This window comes from Sphingomonas sp. Leaf10, assembly GCF_001421245.1.
Taxonomy (GTDB): domain Bacteria; phylum Pseudomonadota; class Alphaproteobacteria; order Sphingomonadales; family Sphingomonadaceae; genus Sphingomonas.
Map to the genome: position 1 here is coordinate 49,763 of NZ_LMKE01000028.1, position 12,704 is coordinate 62,466.

Below are 12,704 nucleotides of genomic sequence, written 5' to 3' on the forward strand. Positions count from 1 at the left end.
AACCTATGCATGACCTTTGATGTGATAGTAATCGGTGGCGGCCATGCCGGCACCGAAGCGGCGTCGGCCGCAGCACGGCGCGGCGCGACCACGCTGTTGATCGATTTCGAACCGGCGCGGATCGGGGCGATGTCGTGCAACCCGGCGATCGGCGGGTTGGGCAAGGGACATATCGTCCGCGAAATCGATGCGCTCGACGGACTGATGGGACGCGCGGCGGATGCCGCCGCGATCCATCATCGGATGCTCAACCGGTCGAAGGGTTCGGCGGTGCAGGGACCGCGCGTACAGGCCGACCGGGTTCGTTATGCGGCGGCGGTTCGTGCGTTGTTGGCGCATCCGAAGCTGACGGTCATCGCGGGGGATACCGTGGCGCTGTCGGTCGAAGGGGATCGGGTCAGCGGTGTCGAACTCGCCGATGGAACGCGGATCGCGGCGAAGACGGTCGTGTTGGCGACTGGTACCTTCCTGGGCGGAACGATGTTCCGCGGCGAGGAGCGTGCTGTCGGCGGCCGGACCGGCGAACGCGCGGCGACGCGGCTGGGGCAGCAGTTGCGCGATCTGGGACTGCCGATCGCGCGGTTGAAGACCGGTACGCCGCCACGGCTCGACGGGCGAACGATCGACTGGGCGGCGCTGCCCGAGCAGCCGTCCGATACGGATATCTGGACGATGTCGCCCCTATCCGATCCCGCCCGGCGGCTGCCGCAGCTGGCCTGCGCGATCGCCCGGACGACGGCGGAGACACACGAGATCATTCGCGCCGGGCTGGACCGGTCGCCCTTGTTCAGCGGTTTGATCGAGGGGCGGGGGCCGCGCTATTGTCCGTCGATCGAGGATAAGGTGCATCGCTTCGGCGATCGCGACGGGCACCAGATATTCCTCGAACCCGAGGGCCTCGATACGCATCTGGTCTATCCCAACGGCGTTTCGACCTCGCTGCCGACCGATGTGCAGCTGGCAATGCTACGCAGTGTCGCCGGGCTGGAACGGGTCGAGATCGTCACGCCCGGCTATGCGGTCGAGTATGATTATATCGATCCGCGCGCGCTAACCCCGACCTTGGCGTTGCGTGCGCTCGCCGGATTGTATTTCGCCGGACAAATCAATGGCACGACCGGCTATGAAGAAGCGGGCGGACAGGGGCTGGTGGCCGGGGCGAATGCCGCCGGTGCGGCGCTGGGACTGGACCCGCTGCTCCTGCCGCGTGAGTCGAGCTATATCGGGGTGATGATCGATGACCTGGTGCTGCAGGGTGTGTCCGAACCCTATCGAATGATGACCGCGCGGGCCGAATATCGGCTGCACCTGCGGTCGGATAATGCCGCAAGCCGGCTCGGCACGATCGGTGCCGCCGCAGAATTATTGTCGCCTGAACGGAAGGCGCAACAGGACATGCGCGCCGAGCGTCGAGAGGCATTGCGGCATCAGCTTGCCAAGCGCCATGTCGCCAATGCACTGGCCGCCAACGGGGGGCCGGTGAGCGGTACCGATACGCGAAGCGGTAGCGAATGGCTGCTGGTCGCCGGCATCGAACCGCAGCATCTTGGGATTGTCGAGCGCGATGACGTCCTTGGCGAACTGATCGAGGATGCGCGCTATGCGCCGTATCTGGAACGGCAGGCGGCTGAATTGGCGGCGGCGCGGGTCGATCATGTCGATCTGGCGTCCGACTTCGCTTACCGCGCGGTACCGGGACTATCGAACGAAATGGTCGAGCGACTGACCTCTGCTGCCCCAGAAACACTCGCAGCGGCCGGGCGGATCCAGGGGGTAACGCCTGCAGCACTGGTCGCGATCCTGCTGCATCATCGATCGAGCAAGTTGGCGGCATGAACGAATTGGGAGCGCGCGACTGGATCGAGTCGCGTTTCGGCAAGGACCGGACCGAGTTGCTCGCGCGTTTCGCCGATCGCATCGTCACGGAAACGGCGCAACAGAACCTGATCGCGGCGTCGACGATCGAGCATATCTGGGAACGGCATCTGCTCGATTCAGCGCAGTTGATACCGCTCGCCGAAACCGCACCCCATGGTGACTGGATCGATATCGGGTCGGGCGCAGGCTTTCCGGGCATCGTCGCTGCGATCCTTACCGATCGGCGGGTCGTGCTGGTCGAACCGCGCACGCGGCGGGCGACGCTACTGGCGGAAGTAGCGACGGAACTCGGGCTCACCAACGTCGTGGTACATCAGGCGAAAATCGAAAAACTCGCGGCCGATCGACCCGCTGCGATCATCAGTGCCCGCGCGGTCGCGAAACTTTCGATGCTGTTCGCAATCGGCCATCGGCATAGCGACTCCAATACGATATGGGTGTTGCCGAAGGGACGTTCGGCGGCCGACGAGGTTGCAGAGGCCGGTGTCGACTGGGCCGGGACGTTCCACGTGGAACACAGCGTAACCGATCCGACCTCGTCGATCGTGGTCGCCAGGGGAGTGCGCCGAGCATGATTTGCATCGCCATCGCGAACCAGAAGGGGGGCGTCGGCAAGACCACTACCGCGATCAATGTCGGCACCGCGCTGGCCGCGACCGGGCTTGACGTGCTCATCCTCGACCTCGATCCGCAGGGTAATGCTTCGACCGGACTAGGGATCGGTCGCAACGATCGCGAATATTCGACCTATGATTTGCTGGTCGGCGACATGATGCTGAACGAAGCGGCGGTCGCGACGCGGGTGCCGCGCCTGTCGATCGTGCCGGCGACGGTCGACCTGTCGGGCGCCGAGATCGAGCTGATCGAATTCGAAGCGCGCACCCACCGGCTAGATCGGGTGGTCGAAGCAAGCGGCGGCAAATGGGACGTGATCCTGATCGACTGCCCGCCGTCACTGGGGCTGCTGACGATCAATGCGATGGTGGCGAGCCATGCGCTGCTGGTGCCGCTGCAATGCGAGTTCTTCGCGCTCGAAGGGTTGAGCCAGTTGCTTACGACGGTCGAGCGTATCCGGGGACGGTTCAATCCGGGATTGGCAATCCTCGGCGTTGTCCTGACCATGTATGATCGCCGCAACCGGCTGACCGATCAGGTGTCGGACGATGTGCGCGCGGTATTGGGGAAAGTAGTGTTCGATACGGTGATTCCGCGCAACGTCCGTCTGTCCGAGGCACCCAGCCACGGTATGCCGGCGCTGATCTATGATTATCGCTGCGCCGGGTCGGAAGCCTATATCGCGCTCGCGCGGGAAGTGATCGCGCGGCTGCCCGGTTTGGCGGAGGCGGCATGAGCGAGCAGGCAGCACCGCGCCGTCCGCGTGCCGGAGGATTGGGCCGGGGCCTCAGTTCGCTGTTGGGCGAGCCTGATGGCGAGGGGACTGGCCCGCGCAATTCCGGCCCACCGAGCGGCGTTCGCCAGATGCCGGTGACCGCGCTGTCGCCGTTGCCCGGACAGCCACGGCGCTTCTTCGATGAATCGGCCCTCGACGAACTGGCGGAATCGATCTCGGCACGCGGCGTTATCCAGCCGATCGTCGTGCGGCCGCATGGCAAGGGTTATCAGATCGTCGCTGGCGAGCGCCGCTGGCGCGCGGCGCAACGGGCGCGGCTGCACGAGGTGCCGGTGGTCGTTCGCGACTTCACCGATGCCGAGACGATGGAAATCGCGCTGGTCGAGAATATACAGCGTCGAGACCTGACCGCGATCGAGGAAGCCGAAGGCTATCGCCGGCTGATCGACGAGTTCGGCCATACGCAGGAAGCGCTGGCGAACCTCGTCGCCAAGTCGCGCAGCCACGTCACCAACTTGCTGCGCCTGTTGGAACTGCCCAAGCCGATTCAGGACATGGTCGGCGATCAACGGCTGAGCATGGGCCATGCCCGTGCGCTGATCCATGTGCCGGGGGCCGAGACGATCGCCGAAAAGGTCGTCGCCAAGGGGCTCTCGGTCCGCGATGCCGAGCGACTGGCACGCAACGCGCGCGAACCGCGCGAAGACAAGCCGGCGCGCACGCCGCGTCCATCGAACGAGGGCGGCAGCGGAGACGGCGCGAGCGATGCCGATCTTCGGGCACTCGAACGACAATTAGGCGACGTGCTGGGCCTAAAGGTCGATATCGTCTTTGGCGAGAAGGGTGGAACGATCACGGTCGGCTATTCGACGCTGGGGCAGCTCGACATGGTCTGCCAAAGGCTGAGCGGCGAACGGATATAGGGCCGATCGACATTCAGCCACGATCATGAATTTTCGTCATTCCCGCGCAGGCGGGAATCCATCATCGCTTACGTTCCGGCCGAATTCGCGACGTTGGCGCATATGGACTCCCGCCTCCGTGCGAGTGCCGATCGACGTTCAGTTGAAACATCGGCGAGCTGCTCCCCTCCCTGACAAGGGCTTTGGGTCGGTCATGCCCCTGGCATGACCAGAACAGTGCGGGGCACTGCGCTCGCTTGGGTGGGTAGGTGAGAGACTGTGTAAAGCTCCCTCGCAGGCTGACCCACCCGCGACCCCTCCCTTGTCAGGGAGGGAAGACGTCGAACCGTCAGTGGAGGTCGATCCTACCTAAACACGCAAAATTTACGGGTCCGGCCGTACCTTACCGGGCATGACGCCTCACACCCGCCCGCCATCGTCCGTTCCCGGGGCGGCCGAATCGATCGACGTTGCGACACCGATCGGCGTCCTGCTGGACATTGCCGGTGCGTCGAGCCGGCTGCTGCTTGACCTGCCGTCGTTACAGGCACTGGCAACCGATCCCGACGATCCGGCCGGACAAGTCGGGCAGGTCGGGTCGCTGGTGACGATGCAGGTCGGGCGGATGTGGATCGTCGCTGCCATCCGGTCGATCCGGCTGGCCGATGACGGCATCAACCTGGTCGCCGATGTCGACCTGATGGGCGAGGCTTATCGGCCCGAACCGACGCAGGGGCTGCGCGGCTTCCGGCGCGGCGTTACCCGCTATCCCTTGCCGGGCAGTCCGGTCTATCCGGTATCGCGCGACGCGCTGCGGCAGATTTATGCCAAGCAGGACCGGCCGCATATCACCGTCGGCCGCGTCCATATGGCGCCCGACATGCGAGCCGCCGTGTATGTTGATGCGCTGCTCGGCAAGCATTTCGCACTGGTCGGATCGACCGGCACCGGCAAGTCCACCTCGACCGCGCTAATCCTGCACCGCATTTGCGAGAACAGCCCGCATGGGCATATCGTCGTGATCGACCCCCACGGCGAATATGCCGCGGCCTTTGTCGGTATCGGGGAGTTGCTCGATGTATCGAACCTGCAACTCCCCTATTGGCTGCTCAATTTCCAGGAACATTGCGACATCCTGCTGTCGCCCGATGGGGCGGCGCGGCAGGTGGAGGCCGATATCCTCGCCCGTTGCCTGCTCGCCGCCAAGGGCAAGAGCCGCATGGCGCAGGATGTCGCGCGCCTTACCGTCGATACCCCGATCCCCTATCTGCTGACCGACCTGTCGAACATCGTACAGGCGGAAATGTCGCGGCTCGACCGGGCCAGCGACAATGCGCCGTTCCTTCGGCTGAAAGCACGGATCGAGGAGTTGCGCGGCGATCCACGCTACGCGTTCATGTTTTCGGGGATGCTGGTCGCCGATACGATGGCGGCGTTCGTCCGACGCGTGTTCCGCTTCCCGGCGCAGGGCAAGCCGATCTCGATCATCGACGTGTCGGGCGTACCGTCGGAAATCACGTCGGTAGTCGTCGCGGTGCTCAGCCGGCTGGTGTTCGATTTCGCGCTATGGTCGCGGGGCGAGGCATCGCGCCCGGTACTGCTCGTTTGCGAAGAGGCGCATCGTTATGTCCCGAACGAACGGTCGGGCGCCAATTCGGCGGCGGCCAACATCCTTGGCCGCATCGCCAAGGAAGGGCGCAAATACGGCGTGTCGCTGGGGCTGATCACCCAGCGCCCCTCCGACCTTGCCGAAGGAGTGTTGTCGCAGTGCGGCACGATCCTGACCATGCGGCTCAACAACGAACGCGATCAGGCATTCGTGCGCGCGGCGATGCCCGAGGATGCGCGCGGGTTCCTCGATGCGATCCCGGCGCTGCGCAATCGCGAATGCATCATCGTCGGCGAAGGGGTGACGACGCCGATCCGGGTCGCGTTCGATCCGCTGGAGGCCGAACGCCGCCCGGCATCGGGGTCGCCGTCGTTCACGTCGCTGTGGCAGGAATCGGGCGGCGAGGAAGCGATGGTCGAACGCACTATCCGCCGCTGGCGCACGGGACGCTGATCAGCGCGCGGTGACGCCCATCAGGTGACCGACCAACGCGCGGAAGCGACCGAGTTCCTCACCCTGCAAGCGTTGCACCGTGGCGAAGGCAACCGAGCGCGGATTGACCGGCACACCATTCTTCCACAATTCGTAATGCAGGTGCGGACCGGTCGAAAGGCCGGTCGATCCGACATAGCCGATCACCTGTCCGCGCGTAACACGCGTGCCGGGCGCGACGACGATCCGGCTCATATGGCCATAGCCGGTGGCAAGCCCGCCGCCATGGTCGAGCTTTACGAAATTGCCATAGCCACCATGGCGTCCGGCAATCGCGACCCGGCCATCGGTGGTTGCGCGGATCGGGCTGCCATAGGCTGCGGCGAAGTCCATGCCCTTGTGCAGCCGACGGAAGCCGAGCACCGGATGCACGCGCCAGCCGAAATTGGACGAGATGCGCGCCGCGACCGGCCAGATCATCGAACCCTTGCGCTCGCCCACCCCCTTGGGATCGAGCCATTCGGTGCGGCTGCCATCCTGCCAGCGGACGAGGCGGACGTCGCGCCGCCCCTCAAGCCCGGCATAGAGCAGCTGGCCGAGCTGTACTTCGCCGGTGGCGGCGCGGGCTTGCTCGACGATGATGTCGAAGCGGTCGTCCTGCCCGACCTGTCCCATCGGGACGAGGCCGGAGACGGTGCGGATATAGGATTCGACCGCCTTGGCCGGCGCACCGGCGGCGCGCGCGGCACGGTACAGGCTGGCACCGACGCGACCCTGGATACGCAGCGGGGTGTGGTCGATCGCGATGGGGCGTGCGTCGAGGCGCAGCGTGCCGCCTTCGCGGACGACTTCGAGCGCCAGATCGAACTTCGCGCGGAAGGCGAGGCGTTCGAGCGGACGTGGTTGGCTGGGCGCGTCGCGACGGCCGAGCGTGATATCGAGCCGCGTGCCAGGGGTCAGTTCGGTGGGATCGACGCGACCGGCGACCATCGCGGCGACCTGCTGGGCTTCGCCGGCACCAACGCCGGTACGCTGCAACGCGCCGGCCACGCCGCTGCCGAGCGTCGCGGTCGCCTCGACGATCGGCCGTTCGGGCGTATTGGCCAGTGGGCGGACCCGTGACGTCGCCGCAAGACGCATGCCGCTGGTGCCCCCCAGCGCACTGGCGCCGAACGACAGGCTGCGCGCTTCGTCTAAGGCCGTACCATCGAGCGGAGCCGGAACGGCGCTGTAGATCGGGCGATCGAAACCGGGCGACAACATCCACACCGCACCGCACAGCGCGGTGCAGGTGGTAAGCCCCCGCCACCAGTCGCGCGATCCGATGTCCGCGCCCAGATCCGGGGTCCAGTCGAACGACTCGATACGCCCGCGCCACGCAGCGGCAGGTGCGGCCACCACCGGCGCACGACCGAAGCGCAGCGCGCTGGTGCCGCCGGCCAGTTCCACTCCTTCGTCGGTGCGCAGAAACACGCCTAGTCCCCAGCTTCGGCCGATCGACCCGGCCCGGTCCTCCCCCCTGTGAAGGCAAGGTTTTAAAGTCAAATGAACCATCCGGCCCGGCCATAGAAGCTGCGCCGGACCGTGGTCGCGCAGCGGCGGGACGAAAGCTGCGCGCGGAACCGTCGAAAGCCGTTGCGCCGTGCCGCGACAGTCCCGATGTTGCGGGGGATGAGCCAGTTCGCGCGTAGCCCGGTCACCGCTGTGCTGGGACCGACCAATACCGGCAAGACCTATCTCGCGATCGAGCGGATGTGCGGTCATGCGTCGGGGATGATCGGATTTCCGCTGCGGTTGCTGGCGCGCGAGAATTACGACCGGGTCGTCGCGCTGAAGGGCGTCGAGAATGTCGCGCTGGTCACCGGCGAGGAACGTATCGTCCCACCCAAGGCGCGCTGGTTCCTGTGTACCGCCGAATCGATGCCGCTGGAGCGCGAGACGGCGTTTGTCGCGCTGGACGAGGCGCAACTGGGTGCCGATCCCGAACGCGGTCATGTCTTCACCGATCGGCTGCTGCGTGCGCGCGGGCGCGAGGAGACGATGATCCTCGGTTCCGACTCGCTGCGGCCGATGGTGCGGGCATTGGTGAAGGATGCCGAGATCATCTCGCGCCCGCGCTTTTCCACGCTCAGCTACGCCGGCGCGCGGAAACTGTCGCGGCTGCCACGCCGGTCGGCGATCGTCGCCTTCTCGTCGGAGGAGGTCTATGCCGTAGCGGAAGCGATCCGCCGGATGCGCGGCGGGGCGGCGGTGGTGATGGGCGCGCTGTCGCCGCGCACCCGCAATGCGCAGGTCGAGATGTTTCAGTCGGGCGAGGTCGATTACCTCGTCGCGACCGACGCGATCGGCATGGGGCTGAACCTCGACGTCGCGCATGTCGCCTTCGCCTCGCTGCGCAAGTTCGACGGACGGCGGCAGCGGCGGCTGACCGTCACCGAAATGGCGCAAATTGCCGGGCGGGCAGGGCGTCACCACCGCGACGGGACGTTCGGCGCACTGGTCGAGGAAGGACCGAATGCCTTCACGCCGGAAGAGGTGATCGCGATCGAGGGGCACCATGTCCCGCCGCTCGAACGGCTCTATTGGCGGCGGGGAGAACCTGATTTTTCCAGCGTCGACGCGCTGATCGACAGCCTGTCCGAACGACCGACCCATCCGGTGCTGACGGCTGCGCCCGAAGCGATCGACCTGATCGTGCTGAAGCGACTGGCCGAGGAGGATTGGGTGCGGGCGCGGGCACGCTCGCCGGTCATGGTTCGGAGGCTGTGGGCGGCGTGCGGCGTGCCCGATTTCCGCAAGCTCGGCCCCGATCCGCACAGCCGCTTCGTCGGCCGCATCTTCGGCCATTTGAGCGAGGGGGCGGGGCATATCTCGCACCAATGGTTCGCCGACGAATTGCAGCGGCTCGACCAGATGAACGGCGATGTCGAGACGATCGCCGGCCGAATCGCGGCGGCACGAAGCTGGGCTTATATCGCCCACCGCGCCGACTGGCTGCTCGATCCCGAGCACTGGGCTGCGCGAACGCGCGCGGTCGAGGAGAAACTGTCGGACGCACTGCACGACCGGTTGCGGCAGCGCTTCGTCGATCAGCGGACGACATTGCTGCTGCGGCGAATCGGGGCGGGGGCGGCGGATCTGCCGGTCGATGTCGCGGCTGACGGCGCAGTCAGCGTCGACGGCCATATGCTGGGGCGGCTGACCGGTTTCCGGTTCGAGGTGTCGCCCGATACGCGGGTTGCCGACAAACGCCTGCTGATCGCCGCCGCCGAAAAGGGGCTGGCGGCCGAATTGCGCAAGCGGGGTGCCGAGCTGGCGGTCGCGGGCGATGCCGAACTGGCGCTGGTCGCCGATCCGGGCACGGTGCCGGTGCTGACGTGGAACGGACTGGAGGTGGCGACGCTGACCGGTGGGACGACGCTCGACCGTCCGGTGGTGACGCTCGATCGCAGCCTGCACGTGCTCGATCGTGCGGCGCAGGGGCAGGTCCGCGAACGGCTGGCAGCGTGGGTACAGGGCGACTTGTCGAAGCGGGCGCCGACGCTGGGAGCATTGGCGGCGCTGGCTCGCGATCCGGCGGCGGGTGGCGCGCTACGTGCGGTCGCGGCGGCACTGACCGAGGTTGGAGGCATTGCCCCGCGCGATGGGTTCGAGGCGATGCTGGTGCCGCTCACCGGCGATGACCGACGCCGGCTGCGCAGGGCCGGGGTGGCGATCGGAACGCTCGACCTGTTCGACGCCCGCCTGTTCAAGCCGGCGGCGGCGCGGTGGCGGGCGGCGTTGCTGGCGGCACGCGACGGCCATGTCATCGAACCGCTGGCCCCCAATGCGGCCACGGTGCTGCCGGCGGGGCAGGGGGCGTGGGGCTATCGCCGCTTCGGTCCGCAGGCGGTGCGCGTCGATCTGGTCGAGCGGCTCGCACGCGCAGCGCACGACGCGCGACAGGGCAATGCGCCTTTTGCCCCCGATCCGGCGCTGGCGACCTCGATCGGGTTGAAGGCGGAGACGATCGCGCGGCTGATGGCGCAGCTCGGTTTTCGGCCAATCACGGCGGAAGGCGAGGCGCCGCAATGGCGCTGGCATCCGCCCCGGCGGCGCGGTCCGCCACCGGTACCGGCACCGCGCCCCCGGCCCGGCAACGCCTTTGCCGCACTTGCCGATATCGAGTTTCGTCGTTGATGGCGGCACGCGCGCCCGAGCCTTCGCCGCACATGCGGCTCGACATCTTCCTGTGGTATGCCCGCCTGGCAAAGACCCGCAGCGCGGCGCAGGCGATCGCGATCAAGGGGTTGCTTCGGATTGACGGCCGACGCATCGACCGTGCGCATTGCCCGGTGCGGATCGGCATGGTCATCGCCTTTCCCCTCAACGGCCGGGTGCAGATTTTGCGGGTCGACGCGCTGCCGCAGCGCCGCGGACCACCCGCCGAAGCGCTGACGCTCTACACCCGGCTGGAACCGACCGGTGCCGCCCCCGTTGACGAGGGCGAAGACCCGGCATAACGCGGGTTCGATTCGATTTTCCCGGAGCTTGTTCGACCCATGACCTACGTCGTCACCGACGCCTGCATCCGCTGCAAATATATGGACTGCGTCGAGGTGTGTCCGGTCGACTGTTTCTATGAGGGCGAGAACATGCTCGTCATCAATCCCAGCGAATGCATCGATTGCGGCGTGTGCGAACCCGAATGCCCGGCCGAAGCGATCCTGCCCGACACCGAAAGCGGGTTGGAACAGTGGCTGGAACTCAACAATACCTATTCGGCGCAGTGGCCTAACGTCACGCGCAATGCCAACCAGACCCCGCCCGACGCCGACAAGTGGAAGGGTGTCGAAAACAAGATCGAGCATTTCTCGGCCGAACCGGGCGCCGGCGACTGACCGCCGCGCCGGCCCGGCTGGCAACCGTCCCAAATCGTTTCACGTGGAACCACGGCCGACCCGCAGATGCGGTTTCGGCCGATCGGCTTTGCACTGGTAATTTTCTTACCAAGATGTTATAGACTGCGGCGACGGAGGCTATTTCTACTAGCACCCCGCCCGGAGATCACCTTTAGCAACGTTCCCTGACCACCCCGCCAGCCGCCGTTCGAACAGCGATTGGCGGAGGACGATGGCACCGGAACGACGACCACGGAAAGGTTACCAATGGCTGCCAAGGCATTGTCCTTCGATGTCGGCGATTATGTCGTGTACCCCAAGCACGGCGTTGGCCGTGTGATCGAACTCCAGCGTAGTGAAATCGCTGGCATGCAACTCGAACTCTATGTGCTGCGCTTCGAAAAGGAGCGCATGACCCTGCGCGTTCCAACGAACAAGGCGGAAAGCGTCGGCATGCGCAAGCTGTCGTCGGACAAGACGATGCGCGAGGCGATGGAAACGCTGAAGGGCAAGCCCAAGGTCAAGCGGACCATGTGGTCGCGCCGGGCGCAGGAATATGAAGCGAAGATCAATTCGGGCGACTTGGTATCGATCGCCGAAGTGGTCCGCGACCTGTTCCGTGCCGACGACCAGCCCGAGCAGAGCTATTCCGAACGCCAGATCTTCGAAGCGGCGGCCAGCCGTCTGGCGCGCGAACTGGCGGCGATGGAGCAGGTCGACGAGCCCAAGGCGCTGGAGCGGATCATCGAAATCCTTCGTGATGCCGCGGCAATCTATAACAAGGAAAAGACCGCGGCCTGAATGGGCTGTGGTGAAATGAAATGGGGGCGGCCGGCAACGGTCGCCCCTTTTTCGTTTATGTCTTCGCAATAGCATAACCATCTGTCTTAGTGTATCGTATCACTGATACGGATGGGGAGCGAGTCATGCGGTGGGCGGCAGCAATGGTGATCGGCCTGACCGGCTGTAGCGGCGGTGAGCCGGCGCGCGACTCAGCATCGACGGTGCGGAATGTCGCTACGCTACGCGACTTCACCGGCGTCGCGCTCGATAGCGGCGATCAGGTCGAGATCACGCAAGGCAACGACTTCGCGGTCCGCGTCGAAGGGGATGCCGCGGTACAGGATCGGATGGAGATCCGTCGCGAAGGCGAGGTGCTGAAGATCGGTCGCAAGACCGGTGGCATCTGGAGCGGCGGCGCCCCGTCCGCCCGTGTCCACGTCACCATGCCCGCGATCCGCGTCGCGGTGCTCGCCGGATCGGGCGATATCAGTATCGACCGGACGAGCGACGATTTCGCGGCCACGCTCAGCGGATCGGGCGACATGACGATCGGCCAGTTGCGCGGAGACAAGGCGGCGCTGACCGTCGCCGGCACTGGCAAGATCGCGGCGGCGGGGGCGGTGCGGCACCTGACGCTGTCGGTCGCGGGTACCGGCGACATCGATGCGCGGCAGGTCAAGGCGAACGGGGCGACGGTATCGGTCGCGGGTACCGGTGACGTCGCTGCCGACATCAACGGGCCGGTGCAGGTCACGCTGGTCGGCAGCGGATCGGCAACGCTCGGCCGCGATGCGCGCTGTGTCGTCAACCGGATCGGAACCGGCAGCGTCGATTGCGGCTGATCCGCTTGCCAACGGCCAGGCAACGGG

General features: G+C 66.2%; 11 protein-coding genes. 10 read left to right on the forward strand and 1 reads right to left on the reverse strand.

Going from position 1 to position 12,704, the window contains the following annotated elements:
* The first annotated feature begins 9 nt into the window (after positions 1-9).
* The 5 genes from mnmG (at position 10) to ASE59_RS14580 (ending at position 6,193) form a co-directional block, all read left to right on the forward strand.
* On the forward strand, positions 10-1,836 hold the full coding sequence (mnmG, locus tag ASE59_RS14560) for a tRNA uridine-5-carboxymethylaminomethyl(34) synthesis enzyme MnmG (RefSeq protein ID WP_056457737.1): 1,827 nt from the start codon (positions 10-12) through the stop codon (positions 1,834-1,836).
* The gene (gene rsmG / locus ASE59_RS14565; protein ID WP_056457740.1) at positions 1,833-2,453 is read left to right on the forward strand and encodes a 16S rRNA (guanine(527)-N(7))-methyltransferase RsmG; all 621 of its coding nucleotides are present in this window, start codon (positions 1,833-1,835) and stop codon (positions 2,451-2,453) included. The genes mnmG and rsmG overlap by 4 nt, the downstream gene beginning before the upstream one ends.
* Complete coding sequence (locus tag ASE59_RS14570) at positions 2,450-3,229, forward strand: ParA family protein (RefSeq protein ID WP_056457743.1); 780 nt, start codon at positions 2,450-2,452, stop codon at positions 3,227-3,229. Before rsmG ends, ASE59_RS14570 begins: the two co-directional genes overlap by 4 nt.
* Positions 3,226-4,152 (forward strand): ParB/RepB/Spo0J family partition protein, encoded by a 927-nt coding sequence (locus tag ASE59_RS14575; RefSeq protein ID WP_056457746.1) that lies wholly within the window; start codon positions 3,226-3,228, stop codon positions 4,150-4,152. Before ASE59_RS14570 ends, ASE59_RS14575 begins: the two co-directional genes overlap by 4 nt.
* Positions 4,153-4,543: 391 nt before the next feature.
* On the forward strand, positions 4,544-6,193 hold the full coding sequence (locus ASE59_RS14580) for an ATP-binding protein (RefSeq protein ID WP_056457749.1): 1,650 nt from the start codon (positions 4,544-4,546) through the stop codon (positions 6,191-6,193).
* On the opposite strand, the gene ASE59_RS14585 is transcribed toward ASE59_RS14580, so the two are convergent.
* Complete coding sequence (locus ASE59_RS14585; protein ID WP_056457752.1) at positions 6,194-7,645, reverse strand: M23 family metallopeptidase; 1,452 nt, start codon at positions 7,643-7,645, stop codon at positions 6,194-6,196. It abuts the gene before it with no gap.
* 198 nt (positions 7,646-7,843) lie between these two features.
* Between ASE59_RS14585 and ASE59_RS14590 the strand changes: the two genes are divergently transcribed.
* From ASE59_RS14590 to ASE59_RS14610, 5 genes are all read left to right on the forward strand, one after another.
* The gene (locus tag ASE59_RS14590) at positions 7,844-10,351 is read left to right on the forward strand and encodes a helicase-related protein (RefSeq protein ID WP_056457754.1); all 2,508 of its coding nucleotides are present in this window, start codon (positions 7,844-7,846) and stop codon (positions 10,349-10,351) included.
* Positions 10,351-10,674: an RNA-binding S4 domain-containing protein gene (locus ASE59_RS14595; protein ID WP_056457757.1), complete on the forward strand. Its 324-nt coding sequence runs from the start codon at positions 10,351-10,353 to the stop codon at positions 10,672-10,674. The genes ASE59_RS14590 and ASE59_RS14595 overlap by 1 nt, the downstream gene beginning before the upstream one ends.
* A gap of 39 nt (positions 10,675-10,713) precedes the next feature.
* Entirely contained in the window at positions 10,714-11,052 is a 339-nt protein-coding gene (fdxA, locus tag ASE59_RS14600; protein WP_055757295.1) for a ferredoxin FdxA, read from the forward strand.
* A 267-nt stretch (positions 11,053-11,319) separates the two neighbouring features.
* Complete coding sequence (locus ASE59_RS14605) at positions 11,320-11,853, forward strand: CarD family transcriptional regulator (protein ID WP_055757298.1); 534 nt, start codon at positions 11,320-11,322, stop codon at positions 11,851-11,853.
* Between the two features lie 125 nt (positions 11,854-11,978).
* A complete protein-coding gene (locus tag ASE59_RS14610) occupies positions 11,979-12,677 on the forward strand; it encodes a head GIN domain-containing protein (protein WP_082458483.1) in 699 nt (232 codons plus the stop codon).
* Positions 12,678-12,704 lie beyond the last annotated feature (27 nt).